This window comes from Streptomyces sp. NPDC016851 (assembly GCF_055562795.1).
Genome location: NZ_JBVHEP010000001.1, coordinates 18,382 through 34,813, shown reverse-complemented (window position 1 = coordinate 34,813; position 16,432 = coordinate 18,382). Strand labels below are relative to the sequence as shown.

The 16,432-nt window shown below is 69.3% G+C and carries 13 protein-coding genes; 6 read left to right on the top strand and 7 right to left on the bottom strand.

Annotated elements, in window-relative coordinates; all coding sequences use genetic code 11:
- The first annotated feature begins 15 nt into the window (after positions 1-15).
- From ACZ3I3_RS00145 to ACZ3I3_RS00125, 5 genes are all read left to right on the top strand, one after another.
- Positions 16-528, top strand: a complete 513-nt coding sequence (locus ACZ3I3_RS00145) for a Jag family protein (protein WP_436728668.1) — start codon at positions 16-18, stop codon at positions 526-528.
- A gap of 126 nt (positions 529-654) precedes the next feature.
- Positions 655-1,371, top strand: coding sequence for a 16S rRNA (guanine(527)-N(7))-methyltransferase RsmG (rsmG, locus tag ACZ3I3_RS00140; RefSeq protein WP_059414784.1), 717 nt, complete (start codon positions 655-657; stop codon positions 1,369-1,371).
- A 305-nt stretch (positions 1,372-1,676) separates the two neighbouring features.
- Entirely contained in the window at positions 1,677-2,753 is a 1,077-nt protein-coding gene (locus ACZ3I3_RS00135; protein WP_392035600.1) for a ParA family protein, read from the top strand.
- Positions 2,750-3,850, top strand: coding sequence for a ParB/RepB/Spo0J family partition protein (locus ACZ3I3_RS00130; RefSeq protein WP_467361279.1), 1,101 nt, complete (start codon positions 2,750-2,752; stop codon positions 3,848-3,850). The genes ACZ3I3_RS00135 and ACZ3I3_RS00130 overlap by 4 nt, the downstream gene beginning before the upstream one ends.
- Positions 3,851-4,167: 317 nt before the next feature.
- Positions 4,168-4,785: a GNAT family N-acetyltransferase gene (locus tag ACZ3I3_RS00125; protein WP_467361278.1), complete on the top strand. Its 618-nt coding sequence runs from the start codon at positions 4,168-4,170 to the stop codon at positions 4,783-4,785.
- A 117-nt stretch (positions 4,786-4,902) separates the two neighbouring features.
- Here the strand turns inward: ACZ3I3_RS00125 and trxA are convergent, their stop codons facing one another.
- The 7 genes from trxA to ACZ3I3_RS00090 all read right to left on the bottom strand — a co-directional run bounded on the left by trxA (position 4,903) and on the right by ACZ3I3_RS00090 (position 14,697).
- Positions 4,903-5,235 carry a thioredoxin gene (trxA, locus tag ACZ3I3_RS00120; RefSeq protein ID WP_359189731.1) on the bottom strand — a complete coding sequence of 111 codons (333 nt, stop codon included), beginning with the start codon at positions 5,233-5,235 and terminating at the stop codon, positions 4,903-4,905.
- Between the two features lie 45 nt (positions 5,236-5,280).
- On the bottom strand, positions 5,281-6,249 hold the full coding sequence (gene trxB / locus ACZ3I3_RS00115) for a thioredoxin-disulfide reductase (RefSeq protein WP_467361277.1): 969 nt from the start codon (positions 6,247-6,249) through the stop codon (positions 5,281-5,283).
- A gap of 168 nt (positions 6,250-6,417) precedes the next feature.
- Positions 6,418-7,341, bottom strand: coding sequence for an anti-sigma factor family protein (locus ACZ3I3_RS00110; RefSeq protein ID WP_467361276.1), 924 nt, complete (start codon positions 7,339-7,341; stop codon positions 6,418-6,420).
- On the bottom strand, positions 7,338-8,063 hold the full coding sequence (gene sigM, locus ACZ3I3_RS00105) for an RNA polymerase sigma factor SigM (protein ID WP_467361275.1): 726 nt from the start codon (positions 8,061-8,063) through the stop codon (positions 7,338-7,340). The genes ACZ3I3_RS00110 and sigM overlap by 4 nt, the downstream gene beginning before the upstream one ends.
- A gap of 26 nt (positions 8,064-8,089) precedes the next feature.
- Positions 8,090-9,808, bottom strand: coding sequence for a protein kinase family protein (locus ACZ3I3_RS00100; RefSeq protein ID WP_467361273.1), 1,719 nt, complete (start codon positions 9,806-9,808; stop codon positions 8,090-8,092).
- A 139-nt stretch (positions 9,809-9,947) separates the two neighbouring features.
- Complete coding sequence (murJ, locus tag ACZ3I3_RS00095; RefSeq protein WP_467361271.1) at positions 9,948-12,254, bottom strand: murein biosynthesis integral membrane protein MurJ; 2,307 nt, start codon at positions 12,252-12,254, stop codon at positions 9,948-9,950.
- A 43-nt stretch (positions 12,255-12,297) separates the two neighbouring features.
- On the bottom strand, positions 12,298-14,697 hold the full coding sequence (locus ACZ3I3_RS00090; protein ID WP_467361270.1) for a DUF6049 family protein: 2,400 nt from the start codon (positions 14,695-14,697) through the stop codon (positions 12,298-12,300).
- A 256-nt stretch (positions 14,698-14,953) separates the two neighbouring features.
- Between ACZ3I3_RS00090 and ACZ3I3_RS00085 the strand changes: the two genes are divergently transcribed.
- The gene (locus ACZ3I3_RS00085; protein ID WP_467361268.1) at positions 14,954-16,423 is read left to right on the top strand and encodes a CCA tRNA nucleotidyltransferase; all 1,470 of its coding nucleotides are present in this window, start codon (positions 14,954-14,956) and stop codon (positions 16,421-16,423) included.
- Positions 16,424-16,432: the final 9 nt, after the last annotated feature.

The following is a 16,432-nucleotide window of genomic DNA, read 5'->3' as shown; positions in this document are numbered from 1 at the left end:
GAAGGAGTCCATCCCGTGACGGAAGGCACCACCTCCGCCGCTGCCGAGGGTGCAGACACCCTGACCCGCCTGGAGCAGGAGGGCGAGATCGCGGCGGACTACCTGGAGGGTCTGCTCGACATCGCCGACCTCGACGGCGACATCGACATGGACGTCGAGGCCGACCGTGCCTCTGTCTCGATCATCAGCGACACGGGCAGCCGCGACCTGCAGAAGCTGGTCGGCCGGGACGGCGAGGTGCTGGAGGCGCTCCAGGAGCTCACCCGTCTGGCCGTGCACCGTGAAACCGGTGACCGCAGCCGGCTGATGCTCGACATCGCGGGATACCGCGCCCAGAAGCGCTCTGAGCTGTCGGAGCTGGGCGCCAAGGCCGCGGCCGAGGCCAAGAGCAGCGGTGAGGCAGTGAAGCTGGACCCGATGACGCCGTTCGAGCGCAAGGTCGTGCACGACGCGGTCAAGGCCGCGGGCCTGCGCAGCGAGTCCGAGGGCGAGGAGCCGGAGCGCTTCGTCGTCGTGCTTCCCGCCTGATCGGCCCCTACGGTCCCCGGCCCCGTCTGTTGCGCAGGCGGGGCCGAACTTTGTCAGCCTGATAGTTCTGGTGGTTCTGGTGTCGGCGCGGGTACGCGCTGACGCGGTACGGAAGGACGGTCCCCCGTGACGGAGGCAGCGGAGCTTCCCCCCGCGCCCGAGCAGGCGCGCGAGGTGTTCGGTGATCGCTTCGCGGATGCGGTGCGGTACGCCGAGCTGCTCGCTGAAGCGGGCGTGCAGCGCGGTCTCATCGGCCCGCGTGAAGTGCCCCGCCTGTGGGAGCGGCACCTGCTGAACTGCGCGGTGCTCTCGGAGGTCGTGCCCGAGGGCGTGACGGTGTGCGATGTCGGCTCGGGCGCCGGCCTCCCCGGGATCCCGCTGGCACTGGTCCGGGAGGACCTGAAGATCACGCTGCTGGAGCCGCTGCTGCGGCGTACCAACTTCCTCTCCGAGGTCGTGGAACTGCTCGGCCTGGATCATGTGACCGTCGTGCGCGGCCGTGCCGAGGAGGTCATGGGCAAGATCCAGCCCGTCCACGTCGTGACGGCCCGAGCCGTCGCGCCCCTCGACCGCCTCGCCACATGGGGCATCCCTCTGCTGCGGCCGTACGGGGAGATGCTCGCGCTCAAGGGCGACGCCGCCGAGGAGGAGCTGAAGAGCGCGTCGGCGGCCCTGAGCAAGCTGGGTGCGGTGGAGACGTCCATCCTGCATGTCGGTGAGGGCGTGGTGGATCCGATGTCCACGGTCGTTCGGGTCGAGGTCGGGGAGAGCCCCGGTGGGGTGCGCTTCGCGGCGAAGCGCGCCAAGGCGGCTCGCACGGGGCGGGCCCGTCGGCGACGCTGATCCCTGCGGGAACGGTGATCCCGTCCGACGACGACGCTGATCCGTCCTGAGGACGAGACGTACTCCACACAAGCTGCCAAACGCACGCAAGCCGGAGTGTCGCGGCAGTTCGGCCACGGCGGCTGTGCATCGTGTTTCACGTGAAACGTCGCTCACTGCTGCACGGCATCATCAGTCGTGGCCGCGCTGCGGCCGAACCCCGCGACCGTAAGCCTCTCGGGTCACTCGATGAGGGAACTGAGTTGTCCACAGAGGTGGATTTCTCCACAGAACGGAAGGCCTCACTGGTTCACGACCCCGAAGGCATGGGAGGCTCTGTTCATTGCGAGCCTGAAGTCGAGGAGAGTGAATCCTTGCGGTCCGACGCCAACATCGCGGGACCGATGACCGATCCGGTCCCCGGTCCCCGTACCGAGTCGATGGGGGCGGATGTTTCACGTGAAACACCGCCTCCGATGGACGACACTCCCATCGGTCGTGCTGCCCAACTGGCGGTGGAGGCTCTAGGCCGCGCCGGCGAGGGCCTGCCACGGCCCGAGCAGACCCGAATCATGGTGGTCGCCAACCAGAAGGGCGGTGTGGGCAAGACGACGACGACCGTCAACCTTGCCGCGTCGCTGGCCCTGCACGGTGGCCGGGTTCTGGTGGTCGACCTCGACCCACAGGGCAATGCGTCCACCGCGCTGGGCATCGACCATCACGCCGAAGTCCCGTCCATCTACGACGTGTTGGTGGAGAGCAAACCGCTCTCCGAAGTCGTCCAGCCGGTCCCTGATGTCGAGGGTCTCTTCTGTGCCCCTGCCACGATCGATCTCGCCGGTGCGGAGATCGAGCTGGTGTCCCTGGTGGCACGAGAGAGCCGGCTGCAGCGCGCCATCCAGGCGTACGAACAGCCGCTGGACTACATCCTCATCGACTGTCCGCCCTCGCTCGGCCTTCTCACGGTCAATGCGTTGGTGGCGGGCCAGGAGGTTCTGATCCCGATCCAGTGCGAGTACTACGCGCTGGAGGGTCTGGGCCAGTTGTTGCGTAACGTCGACCTGGTGCGGGGGCACCTCAACCCCACACTGCATGTGTCGACCATCCTCCTCACCATGTACGACGGCCGGACGCGACTCGCGTCCCAGGTTGCGGAAGAGGTGCGCACCCACTTCGGTGACGAGGTGCTGCGGACGAGCATTCCCAGGTCCGTCCGTATCTCCGAGGCGCCGAGTTATGGACAGACGGTCCTGACTTACGATCCTGGATCGAGTGGTGCTCTCTCATATCTTGAGGCGGCACGAGAGATCGCGCTGAAGGGCGTCGGCATCAGCTATGACGCGACGCACGCACATATCGGCGCACAGCAGAACGACCCGAGCATGGTGGAGGGCATCCAGTGAGCGAGCGACGGAGGGGGCTGGGCCGTGGTCTCGGCGCACTGATCCCTGCTGCGCCGACGGAGAAGTCGGTGGCCCAGGCTGCGGCAGGGGGTGCCGCTTCCACATCCCCCGCGGCAGTACCCGTGCTGCCGAACGACCGTGGGGTGGCCGCGGCGAAGGTAGCGACCCTGCCGAACGTTTCACGTGAAACAGAGGAACCGGCGCAGCCCAGTGCTCCCGCCACGCCTGCAGCGCCCGTCGGTGCGCACTTCGCCGAGATTCCCATCGACTCCATCAAGCCGAACCCGCGGCAGCCGCGTGAGGTCTTCGACGAGGACGCGCTGGCCGAGCTCATCACCTCCATCAAGGAAGTGGGGCTCCTTCAGCCGGTCGTCGTACGGCAGGTGGGTCCCGCCCACTACGAGCTCATCATGGGCGAGCGCCGCTGGAGGGCCTGCCGCGAGGCGGGGCTGGAGGCGATCCCGGCGATCGTGCGCGCCACGGAGGACGAGAAGCTCCTCCTGGACGCTCTGCTGGAGAACCTGCACCGTGCCCAGCTGAACCCGCTGGAAGAGGCAGCCGCCTACGACCAGTTGCTGCGGGACTTCAACTGCACGCACGACCAGCTGGCGGACCGCATCGGCCGATCCCGCCCACAGGTCTCCAACACCCTGCGCCTGCTGAAGCTCTCTCCGGCGGTGCAGCGTCGGGTCGCTGCCGGAGTGCTCTCAGCGGGTCACGCTCGGGCCCTGCTGTCCGTCGAGGACTCGGAGGAGCAGGACCGGCTCGCCCACCGCATTGTGGCCGAGGGGCTGTCGGTGCGGGCCGTCGAGGAGATCGTGACCCTGATGGGTTCGCGCCCCCAGAAGGCCCAGCGGCCCAAGGGCCCGCGTGCCGGTGCTCGTGTCTCTCCCGCGCTGTCCGAGCTCGCCACACGGCTCTCGGACCGCTTCGAGACGCGGGTGAAGGTCGACCTGGGCCAGAAGAAGGGGAAGATCACCGTCGAGTTCGCCTCCATGGAGGACCTTGAGCGGATCCTCGGTTCGCTTGCTCCGGGCGAGGGACCGGTTCTGCAGAAGAGTCTCCTGGACGGCGACTCCGAGGAGGACGAGTCCTGAGCCTCCGGCAGGAGCCTCTGTTGTGGACGACAGAGCGGGCCATGTCCGGTGTGTGCCGGAACGTGGCTCGCTCTTTCCTTTCTGGCGGTATCGATGGAATCGCATCGTGGATACGATGCGTTCGGATACGGCGCACCACCCGGCAGCACCTCTGAGAGGAAGGCAGGGGCCATGCGAACGATGAGGCGCACTGGACTGGTGAGCGCCGGTTTGGGGCTGGGAGCGGTCGGTGGGTTCATCGGCAGTCTCCTCAGGGAACGGAGCGCTCTCACAGCCGCCCGCGACGCGGCAGGCGAAGGAAGCGAGGATCAGCCTTCATGGGTCGCCGGCTCGTACCGCTCACGTTGGACAACCTTCAGGACCTTCCCCAACGCTGTCGGTCGTGTGTCTTCTGGGAGCTCGACCCGGTCAGCGGTGAGGCCGCGGTAAAGGCGGGCGAGTCCGCTCTGGAGAAGGAAGCCTGGATCTCGGCCGTTCTGCTGGACTGGGGCTCCTGCGGCCGGGTCGTGTACGTCGACGACGTGCCCGTGGGCTTCGTGCTCTACGCACCCCCCGCCTATGTCCCGCGCTCTACGGCGTTCCCCACGAGTCCCGTCTCCCCCGACGCGGTTCAGCTGATGACCGCGTTCATCGTGCCGGGGTACCAGGGGCAGGGGCTCGGTCGGGTGATGGTCCAGACGGTCGCCAAGGACCTGCTGCGGCGCGGGTTCAAAGCGATCGAGGCGTTCGGGGATGCGCGCTGGAAGGAACCGGCCTGTGTGCTGCCCGCCGATCACCTTCTGGCAGTGGGCTTCAAGACGGTCCGGCAGCACCCCACCCATCCCCGGTTGAGGCTGGAACTGCGGTCGACGCTCTCGTGGAAGGAAGACGTCGAGATGGCCCTGGACCGGCTCCTGGGAGCCGTGCAGAAGGAGCCGGCGCTGCGGCCGCTGTAAGGCGGCACTCGGCGGCCGCTGTGGCGCATGCACTCAAACGAATGGGCCAACCCTTCCGGGTTGGCCCATTCGTGTTTCACGTGAAACACGCACCGTCGCTCCGACGGCTCCGCCGGTTCACTCGGCGATGAACTCCTCGAGGTCGCGAACGATCGCGGCCTTCGGCTTGGCGCCCACGATGGTCTTGGCGACCTCGCCACCCTGGTAGACGTTCAGGGTCGGGATGGACATGACGCCGTACTTGGCGGCCGTACCCGGGTTCTCGTCGATGTTCAGCTTGACGACCTCGATCTTGTCGCCGTACTCGGAGGCGATCGCCTCGAGGGACGGCGCGATCTGACGGCACGGACCGCACCAGGCGGCCCAGAAGTCCACCAGGACGGGCTTGTCGTTCTTGAGGACGTCCTGCTCGAAGGAGTCGTCGGTCACATTCTTCAGGGTGCCGGCCACGGCGGGCTCCTTAACTGGTTGGTGCGTGGGGCGGGTAGGGAGAGGTCAGACAGAGGTCTTCTCGGGCTCCGGCTGCTCCTCGTCCGCGAGGGCGGCGAGGTAGCGCTCGGCGTCGAGAGCAGCGGAGCAGCCGGTCCCCGCCGCGGTGATCGCCTGACGGTAGGTGTGGTCGACCACGTCGCCGGCGGCGAAGACACCGGTCAGGTTCGTGCGCGTCGACGGCGCGGTCACCTTCAGGTAGCCCTCGTCGTCCAGGTCGAGCTGACCCTTGAAGAGCTCGGTGCGAGGGTCGTGGCCGATGGCGATGAAGAGACCGGTCACCGGCAGGTCCGAAAGTTCGCCGGTCTTGAGGTTGCGCAGCTTCAGACCCGAGAGCTTCGGGTCGCCCTGGATCTCGGCGACCTCGCTGTCCCACACGAACGTGATCTTCGGGTCGGCGAAGGCACGCTCCTGCATGGCCTTGGAGGCGCGCAGGGTGTCGCGGCGGTGGACGACGGTCACGGACTTGGCGAACCGCGAGAGGAAGGTGGCCTCCTCCATGGCGGTGTCGCCACCACCGATCACGGCGATGTCCTGGTCCTTGAAGAAGAACCCGTCACAGGTGGCGCACCAGGACACTCCACGGCCGGAGAGGGCGTCCTCGTTCGGCAGACCGAGCTTGCGGTGCTGCGAGCCGGTGGCGACGATGACAGCCTTGGCGCGGTGGACGGTACCGGCCGTGTCCGTGACGGTCTTGATCTCACCGGTCAGGTCGACGGTGACGATGTCGTCCGGGACGAGCTCGGCGCCGAAGCGCTCCGCCTGGGCGCGCATGTTGTCCATGAGCTCGGGGCCCATGATGCCGTCCTGGAAGCCCGGGAAGTTCTCGACGTCGGTGGTGTTCATGAGCGCACCGCCGGCGGTGACGGCGCCCTCGAACACCAGTGGCTTCAGCGACGCGCGTGCGGTGTAGAGCGCCGCCGTATAGCCGGCGGGCCCGGAGCCGATGATGATCACGTTACGGACGTCGCTCACGGCTTGATTCCTCGTCTCTGGACTGCGTCGTTCGACCGGTGGGAGCTCCTCTCGGAGCTCTCACCCCACCCAACGGATCCTAAGGGGCGAGCATTCCCGCTGTGTCCGGGCACACGGAGATCCGGCCCTGTGGCGGGTACTGCGCAGGGCGAAGACGGAAGACGTGTCTCAGGCGGACGGGTACGAGCGCTGAAGAAGGACCTTGCCCTCGGCGTTGGCCGAGGCATGACCCACACAGGTCGCGTCGACGATATAGGCGGTGACCCGAGTGGCGTCGGATGCGTCGGGGAGCAGCACCAGCATGGCCTTCTTCCCCTGGTACCTGCCGTTCTCGACAGCGAGAGCCGTGTCCTTGCGCCCGATGCCGTCGCGGACGCAGGGGGGCACGATGGGCTCCCGGAAGACCCGATGATGGTTGGGGTCGGCGGTCTTCGCGCCGAAGGGAGTACGGGAGCCGCCGCCCTCCTCGCTCTGATTGTCCGCCAGGAGATCGGTGACCTGCTTCTCGAGCTTCCCCTCGGAGAAGGTGTCCGCAGGGGCGGTCTGTGGTCCGCCCGCCGTGTCACGCGAGGGTTTGCCGTCGTCGAGTGACGACAGCAGGACGGAGCCCAGCCCCAGGACGGCGACGGTGAAGACGGTCCCCAGAACGGCGATCCTCCGGCGCCCGTTCCGTGTGCGGTCCTTGCGGCCCGGGCCGGTGGTGGCAGAGCGGGGGCGTCCGGTGGGGCGGTCGGCGGGCGTCGATGTTTCACGTGAAACATGCGCACCGCTGCCGTTCTCGGACGTGGCATGGGGCGTGCTCACCGGCGTCTGGTGCTCTGCGGTCTCCGGCCCCGTGGCGTTCAGCAGGGCCTCGGCGGCGAGAGCGGCATCGATGCGGCCCGCGACATCGGCGGGCATGTGTGGTGGGCCCGGCAGCGTGCCGAGCAGCCCGCGGATCTCCTCCAGGGAGGCGTAGACGTCCGCGCAGAGCTCGCACCCGTCCAGATGCCGGCGTACGTCGGTGCTCCGGGACGGTGGGAGGAGGCCCTCGGTGAGGTCGGAGATCTCCGCGACGTCCGGGTGCCCGGCCATGTCTGTCGTCGACGTCACGCTCGTCCACCTCCGCCCTTCACTGCCGCTGGGTCGCTCGGTCCTGTGTCCGGTGGTTCCGCTCGGCGCGGTCCCGCTGCGGGTGGGACGGCTGGCCCCTGCGTCCGGTTCCGTTCCCCGCCAGGCTTCTCGCTCCCACCGGTGTTGTCCGGCCGTAGGTGGGTGAGCAGCGGCAGGAGTCTGGCTCTGCCGCGCGCACATCGGCTCTTCACCGTGCCGGTCGGCACGTCGAGGACGCGGGCCGCCTCGGCGACCGGGTAGCCCTGCATGTCCACCAGGACGAGCGCGGCTCGCTGGTCGGCCGGCAGGGTTCCCAGGGCTTCGATGAGCTGCCGGTGGAGATCGTTGCGCTCGGCGGGCGCCGAAGCCGACTCGTGCGGCTCCAGCAGCTGCTCCAGGCGCTCGGTGTCGTCGACGGGAGAGGTCTTCCGGGAGGCGACCTTGCGGGCGCGGTCCAGGCAGGCGTTCACCGTGATCCTGTGCAGCCAGGTCGTGACGGCCGACTGGCCCCGGAAGGTGTGGGCGGCCCGGTAGGCGGAGACGAGGGCGTCCTGCACCGCGTCAGCGGCCTCCTCGCGGTCTCCCAGCGTCCGCAGGGCGACGGCCCAGAGCCGATCGCGGTGCCGCCGCACGATCTCACCGAAGGCGTCGGGGTCGCCCTCGACATGCCGGGCGAGGAGGTCCTGATCACTTGCACCGCTGTGCTCGGCGCGGTCCGCCATCGAACCCCCTTCCCCTCGGTCGGCTCTCAGCCCGTGAACTTCACTTCGGTGATGGCCTGCTTGTAGCCCGGGCGGCTGTAGTTGGCGGGGTCGTCGCCGGAGTACGGCAGGGCCGTCAGCCACACCAGGACGTACCGGCTCTTCACCGGCTTGTCGACGGTCACCTTCGCGGAGGTGCTGCTCGTCGTGGCCGTGCCCAGCTTCTTCATGGCACTCAGCGGCGTGGACGAACCGAGGGTGTCGGTCGCGTACAGCTCCACCGTTGTGTGGTCGCTGCCGTACCGGAGCGAGAGCGTCGCGGCCGAGACTTCCTTCTCGGACCCGAGGTCGTAGACGATGCCGACACCGGGCTTTATCACCATCTTCGGGCCGTCCAGGTAGCTGCTGGTGCGCCAGGCCGTGGACGGGTCGCCGTCGTAGGTCTTGGTGACGTCGGCGGGGTGCTGGGCGTCACCCTTGGCGACGTACTCCTCGGCGCCCTTGATGGCGATCGGCTTCGGTGCCGGTCGATTCCTGTTCTTGTCGCCGTCCTGGTTGTTCTGCGTCTGGCCCGGGTCCTCGTTCTTGCCCCCCTGATCCATGAGCGCGTCCGCCAGCTGCCAGCTGCCGAGGCCCAGCGCGGCGATCAGGAGCGCGGACACGGCCCACTTCAGGGCCTTGCCCGTGCGGCTCTGCAGCGGGGGCGGCGGGGTCGGGACGGGCTGCGTGGCACCGGGGTGCGGGGCCTGGCGGCCGTACGTGCCCTGCTGGTACGCGGTGCGCTGGTACTCGGGCGGGGCGGTGAACGCCGGCTCCGGCGGGCGGATGCGGGGCATCTCGCCGATCGCCTTCACCAGCTCCTCCGGGGTGGTGCACGGCGACTCGTGGCGGGAGGCGGTGGCGCCGTCGTTGGCGAGCGCGCGCATGGAGAGTTCGGAGAGGCCGCGGTGCACGCCGGCACGCACCTGGTCGGGCGCGATCAGGCCGATGTCCTTCGGCAGGCCGGACAGCCCGTAGGCATCGCTCTCGTACGGCCAGCGCTGGGTGAGCGCCGCGTACAGCAGGGCGCCGATGGCCTCGGTGTCCGTGCGCTGCGGAGTGTCGGACGCGACGCCCCGCAGAGCGGCGTTCACCGCGAGCCCTCGGATGCGCCACTGGCCGGTCGAGGCACGCAGGACGGCGTTGGGGTTCAGCCGCAGATGGGCGAGGCCCTCACGATGGGCGGCGGCCATGGCGGAGGAGACCTGGCTGACCATCTGGTAGGCGTCGTACGGCTCCAGCGGCCCGGCGGCGAGGAGCGTGGTCAGTTCGGTCGCGTCCGGAAGCCATTCGTGGACGACGTAGACGAGGTCGTTCTCCTCCACCGCGTCCAGCACCTGGACGAAGCGTGGGTCGCCCAGCAGGGCGGAGGAGCGGGCGGCGGCCAGGACGGACCGGGCCCGTGAGTGGTCCGCGGGCAGGATGTGCACGCCGACGGCACGGCGGAGCTTCTCGTCCACGGCACGCCAACTGCTGAAACCGTCCAGACGGGTGACGCACTCCTCGAGCCGGTAGCGTCTGGCGAGTTTGTGACCACTGTGCAGTTCAGGCGGCGAGGTCTTCCCTGGACCGTCGGTCCGGGTGCTCTCCTGTACCTCGTCGCTGTCCGTGTCCCGCTCCCGGTTCTTGGCCACCCCGTCGGCCGTGGACTGGTCCGCCTGTGCGGTCAGCGACGACTCGTCGCTGTTGTCTGCCACGTCGACGGCAGCCGTACTCCGTTCCGCCACCGTCGTTCCTGCCTCCCCATCCATTGCGCGCCGCCCGGCATCTGTTGCGCGCCGTTCGACGCCGAAACCAATTGTGCCCACAGTCCGCCGCTATGCACGACACGCGGTGGCTGACGATGGTTGTGCGCCCACCCCCGACTCAGCGTCCCAGACGTCCGCGGACCATGCCGACCAGCGAGTTGAGTTCCTCGATGCGCATGCGGCGGGCGGCGACGAAGAAGATCACGAGTAGCACGGCGCCTCCGGCCAGCACCGCGGCGAGCGAGCCGACGACGCCCTGGCCGAGCGTGCGGCCGATGCCGTAGCAGGCCGCGCCGCTGAGCAGGGCGGCCGGGACCGACGCGATGCACAGCCGGGCGTAAGTCCGCAGGACACGGGCGCCGTCGAGGTCCCCGCCGAGCCGCTTGCGCAGCCGGCGCCAGGCGACGCCGACGCCGATCGCGTAGGCCAGGCCGTACGAGGCGGCCATACCGACGACGGCCCAGCGCGACGGGATGACGAAGTAGCAGACCGCCGAGGCGCCCGCGTTGACCGCGGCCACGATGACCGTGTTGTAGAAGGGAGTTCGCGTGTCCTCGTAGGCGTAGAAGGCGCGCAGGACGACGTACTGCACGGAGTACGGAATCAGGCCGAGACCGAACGCCATCAGCATGAAGCCCATGTTGGTGGCCTCGCTGGTGCCGGAAGAGCCGAACATCAGCGTGCACATGGGGATGCCGAGGGAGAGGAAACCGAACGCGATCGGCACGATGGCGACCGCCGTGTTGCGCAGACCCTGGGAGATGTCGTCGCGGACGGCCCCGCCGTCGCCCTCGGCCGCCGAGCGCGACAGGCGCGGCAGCAGGGCGGCCATGAGGGAGACCGTGATGATGGCCTGCGGCAGGCCCCAGATCAGCTGTGCGTTGGCGTAGGCGGCGAAACCGGTGCCGTCGACCGGTGAGGCCTTGCCCGCCGCAGTGGACAGCTGGATGACGATCATGGCGCCCGCCTGGTTGGCGAGGACGAACAGGACCGTCCACTTGGCGAGCGTGATGGCCTTGCCGAGGCCCTGACCCTTCCAGTCGAAGCGCAGCCGCAGCCGGAAGCCGGTCTCCCGCAGGTACGGGATCATCGCCAGCGCCTGGACCACGAGGCCGAGCAGGACGCCGATGCCGAGCAGGCGCTGGCCCTCCGGCGGGATGTTCGTGACCTTCATCCCGGACTCGGCGGCGGTGCCGTAGACGTAGATGAACATGCCCAGCGTCACGATGATGACGATGTTGTTCAGGACCGGGGTCCACATCATCGCGCCGAACTTCCCGCGGGCGTTGAGGATCTGCCCCATCACCACGTGGACGCCCATGAAGAAGATCGAGGGCAGGAAGTACTGGACGAAGGTGATGCCGACCTGGTTCGCCGCCGGGTCGCTGGCGACCGGGTCGGACAGCATGCGGATCAGCAGTGGCGCGCCGAAGATCGAGAGCGCGGTGAGAGTGCCGAGCGACACCATGACGAGGGTCAGCAGGCGGTTGGCGTACGCCTCGCCGCCGTCCTCGTCCTCCTTCATGGCGCGCACGAGTTGAGGCACGAAGACGGAGTTGAGACCGCCGCCGACCGTGAGGATGTAGATCATCGTCGGCAGCTGGTACGCGACCTGGAAGGTGTCGCCGAGGAGACCGACGCCGAGGGCCGACACGATCAGCGCGGAGCGGATGAAGCCGGTGAGGCGGGAGACCATCGTGCCCGCGGCCATCACGGCGCTGGACTTCATCAGGCCCGCGGCGCGGCCGCCCTTCTTCGGAGCGGGGGAGGCGGCGGCCTCCGGGGCGGGGGTGTCGTCCACCGCCGGTGTCGCCGCGGTCTCGCCGGGTGCCGGGTACTGGCCCGCCGCGTACTGCCCCTGTGCCGCGTACTGCCCCTGCGCCATCTGGCCCGGGGCCGGTGACGGGCCGGGGACCGACGGCGACTCGTAGGACGGGTGGCCGCTGCCCTGCTGCTGGTCCCGGAAGAGATGCGCGAACGCGTCCGGCTCCTGGCGCGGCTCGCCCGCCTGGGAGACGAGGTCGTCCACGCCCACGAACTGGGTGGTCCGGGCGTCGTCGCCGTACGGCAGGTGCCTGGTCGGGCCCTCCGGCTCCGGCGCGGGTGTCTGGGCCCACACCCGGGGGTCGGGCGCGTACGGCGACTGCGGCGGCTGGGCGTACAACTGCTGCTGCGGCTGGTACGTCCCCGGAGGGGGCGGGGGGTGTGCGGCGCGGTCGTAGCGCGCTTCGGCGACCGGGTCCTGGGCGGAGAGGTCCTGTGCCCGGTAGGGGTCCTGGCCGTAGGCGTCCTGGAGGTACATGTCCGCGGGCGGCTGCGGCGGCACCTGGCCGTGCTCGGGCGGCGAGCCCTCAGGCCCGCCCGACTCGGGGTAGCCCGAGCTGCCCACGCCACGGCCGTGGTCACCGTCGTACGGCGCGTTCATGGTTACCCCACCTCATCGTCCCGGGCCCACCGGCCACGACATCTCAACGGTCCACTCTCTCACCCGTGCCGGACGGGTCGGCGCTTTCCGCTGCGGTGTCCGGGGCCGGGTCACTCGGCTGCTGCGGGGCGTCTGCCCGGGAGCCGGCCTCGGACTCCTCGTTGAGACGGTCGCCGGGGGCTTCCGGGTTCTGCGCAGTACCGACCGGGCTGTCGGCATCGTCGTCCGCCTCCGCGGCGGCGTCCTCGGCGGCCTCGCGGGCGGCGGCGCGCTTGCGCTGGGTGTACATACGGAAGCCGGCGAGGACCAGGAGCAGGACGCCGCCGCCGATGACCAGCATCACCGTGGGCGTGACCTCGGTGACCTTCACGTCGAAGGTGACGGGCTCGCCGTACTTCTGGCCGTCCTCCGTGTACAGCTGGGCGATCACCTCCGCCCGGCCGTTGGCGTTGGCGGACGTGGTGAACTTCACCGACTGGCTGTGCCCGCCGTTGACGGTGACCCGCTGCTCCTCGTAGGCGTCGCCGCCGATCTTGAGCCGGGTCGGGTTCTTCGACGTGAGCCGCAGCTCCAGGTGCTCGACGCCCTGGACCAGGTTGTTCTGGACGGTGACCGGGATCGTGGCGCTGCGGCCGGAGAGCTTGGTCTCCGACTTCTGGATCAGCTTCACCCCCTCGGTCAGCCCGTCGAGGTAGGACTCGACGTTGTCGCGGTACCCCACCGCGGCGACACCCCGGCCCCGCCACGACGTGGACATCTCGCGGTTCATGGCCCGCCCGAAGGGAGTGACCACCCGGGACTCGTCGGTGAGGATCACCTTGAAGTTGCCGAGCTTGTCCTGCGTCCTCGCGATCTGCTCGAAGGCGGCCCGCGGCAGCTCCTGCTTGCGCAGCGAGGAGGGGTACGCGGAGGCGGGCGGCACCTTCCTGTTGGCCGACGGGTCCGGCTTGGCCTTCGCGGCGGCCGTGAGGTCCTGCGACTCGGACCAGTTCCCGCCCTGGAGGGCTCCCAGCGCCTCGGCCATCGCCTGCGCCTGGTTCACGGAGGGCATGCGCTGCGGGGCGACGACGACGCTGCGCTGCTTGCCGGTCTGGAGGCCGAGCGTCAGGCTCTGGGCCAGGAAGCGCTGTACGGCGAGTGTGGACGCGGAGGCGGTCGTCAGGTTGCCCTGGAACGCCGTGGACATCCTGGAGTCCGCGACGACCGCCGTGGTGCCGCCGCCGATGGGCCGGGCCGCGGAGGGCGTGTACGACAGGTTGTCCTGGAGGCTGTCGCTGCGGGCGATGACCTTGTCGGCGCCCGCGGAGGTCGCGACCTTCATGATCGACGGGTCGACGGCGCCGTCGACGGGCCACGCGAAGTCCTTGGACGGCTTCACGTGGAGGATCGTCTGCACTGTGTTGTCGACGGCGTCGGTGGCTTCCTTGAGGTGGCTCAGCGAGCCCGTGACGGCCGTGCCGTTGTGGGCGAGGGAGGCCAGGTCCGGATCGCCGAACGGCAGGGCGACGACCTCCTTGCCCGCCACCGCCTGCTGGAGCTCGGAGAGCCACTGCTTGGCGGCCGCCTGGTTCCTGCCGGGGGTCGTGGCGCCGTCCTCGCCCCTGACCTCGTAGCTCCTCGTCATCGCGTCGACGGACGCCAGCAGGTCCGGGTCGATCACCCACGTGATGTCGAGACCCTTGCCCAGCGACACCATCTGGTCGAGGCGCCCGCCCGGGGCGATCTCCTCGGCGAGGTCGTCGTTGCTGAAGACCGGCGTCTGCTGCTCGTTCGACCCCGTCTCGGCCGTCATGTGGACGTCGGAGACGAGCGGCCACAGGAACGTGGTCTTCGTCTTCGTACCGGCCTCCTCCGGCTGCCACGGCAGGAACGTGCGCTGGACGCCGAGAACCTGGTCCCAGGGCTGCGCGGCGGTCTCGCCGGAGAGCGCGACGGCCAGCTGGTAGACACCGTCCTGGCCGAGGTCCAGCTCGTCGACCGGCACGGAGATGTTGAAAGGCTCCGCCACCCCGGGGGTGAGCTTGGGGAACTTCTCGGTGTACTTGCCGCCGACCGGCTCGCCGGCGGGGCCCTGGACGTCGTCGCTCTTCTTGGCGAGGGTGTCGATGGAGGAGCGGGTGTCGAGTGAGGGCCCCACCCGCAGGTCGACATGGGCGTCGGTGACCGGCTGCTTGCCGTTGTTGGTCACCGTGCCCGTCACGTTCACCGTGTCCCCCTCGGTGGGGGCGCTGGGGCTGAGCGAGTCGACGGCGACGGACACCGAGCCGCTCGTGCCGGAGGCAGCCTGGAGGGACTCCTGCCCGGCCGCGTCCGCCGGCGTCGCGGCGGGCAACTGGAGGAGTCCGGCCAGCAGGGGCGCACCGGTGAGCAGTGCCCCGGTGCGCCGCAGCCACCGGCGGGCAGGTGAGGCACTGGTCCCCTGGAAGTCTGCCGCCTCGGCCACGCGCTCGCCCGTCCCTCGTCGTCGTCAGTGGTCGTCGGAATGTGCGTCCACGCATGGTAACGATGCGCGCTGAGGGGAAGTGCCGCGGTCCGTTCCACAAGATCGCGGCCCGGCGCCGAGCTGTCCGGTATGTCCTGTATGGCGGAGAGCGGATGTCTCCTTCTCAAGAGCATCCCTTGTGCGCGTATGGACGGACGTGTCTGCATGCGTAATAGGGGGAGCTTGGGGACGCCCGGGCCACGTACCCTCTTCTGTTGTGCCGAACGCCAACGAAGAAATGCCCAGTGCCCTGAGCCAGGTGCAGCACCGCGCGGTGAGTGAACTGCTGCGGGTCGCTCCTGTCGCCGACGACCTCGCCCACCGCTTCCAGGAGGCCGGGTTCTCACTTGCCCTGGTCGGCGGCTCGGTCCGGGACGCGCTGCTGGGCCGGCTCGGCAATGATCTGGACTTCACGACCGATGCCCGCCCCCAGGACGTGCTCAAGATCGTGCGCCCGTGGGCGGACGCCGTCTGGGAGGTCGGGATCGCTTTCGGCACCGTCGGAGTGCAGAAGGACGCCCGCGTCGGAGACGCTGATCGACGCTTTCAGATCGAGGTGACCACCTACCGGTCGGAGGCGTACGACCGGACCTCGCGCAAGCCCGAGGTGTCGTACGGCGACTCCATCGAGGAGGACCTCGTCCGCCGTGACTTCACGGTGAACGCGATGGCCGTCGCGCTGCCGGAGAAGGAGTTCATCGATCCGCACGGCGGGCTCGAGGACCTCGCGGCCCGTGTGCTGCGTACTCCCGGCACGCCGGAGGAATCCTTTTCCGACGATCCCCTGCGGATGATGCGGGCCGCGCGCTTCGCGGCTCAGCTCGACTTCGAGGTCGCCCCCGAGGTTGTCGCGGCGATGACGGAGATGGCCGGGCGTATCGAGATCGTCTCGGCCGAGCGGGTGCGGGACGAGCTCAACAAGCTGGTCCTTTCGCCGCACCCGCGCAAGGGCCTGACGCTGCTCGTCGAGACGGGCCTCGCCGACCGCGTGCTGCCCGAGCTGCCGGCCCTGCGCCTGGAGCGTGACGAGCACCACCGGCACAAGGATGTCTACGACCACTCGCTGATCGTCCTGGAGCAGGCGATGGCGCTGGAGGACGACGGTCCCGACCTGACGCTCCGCCTGGCCGCCCTGCTGCACGACATCGGCAAGCCCCGTACGCGTCGCTTCGAGAAGGACGGCCGGGTCTCGTTCCACCACCACGAGGTGGTCGGGGCGAAGATGACCAAGAAGCGCATGACGGCGTTGAAGTACTCCAACGAGCTGGTGAAGGACGTCTCACGTCTGGTCGAACTCCACCTGCGCTTCCACGGCTATGGCACCGGCGAGTGGACGGACTCGGCGGTCCGCCGCTACGTCCGTGACGCCGGTCCGCTGCTCGACCGCCTCCACAAGCTGACCCGCTCGGACTGCACCACGCGCAACAAACGCAAGGCGGCGGCTCTGTCACGCGCGTACGACGGTCTGGAGGAGCGGATCGCCAAGCTTCAGGAGCAGGAGGAGCTGGACTCGATCCGTCCCGACCTCGACGGCAACCAGATCATGGAGATCCTCGGCGTCGGACCCGGCCCGGTCATCGGCCGCGCGTACCAGCACATGCTGGAGCTGCGCCTGGAGAACGGGCCGATGGAGCACGATTCCGCAGTGGCCGCGCTCAAGGAGTGGTGGGCCGGGCAGGAGGGCTGAGGCGGTGAA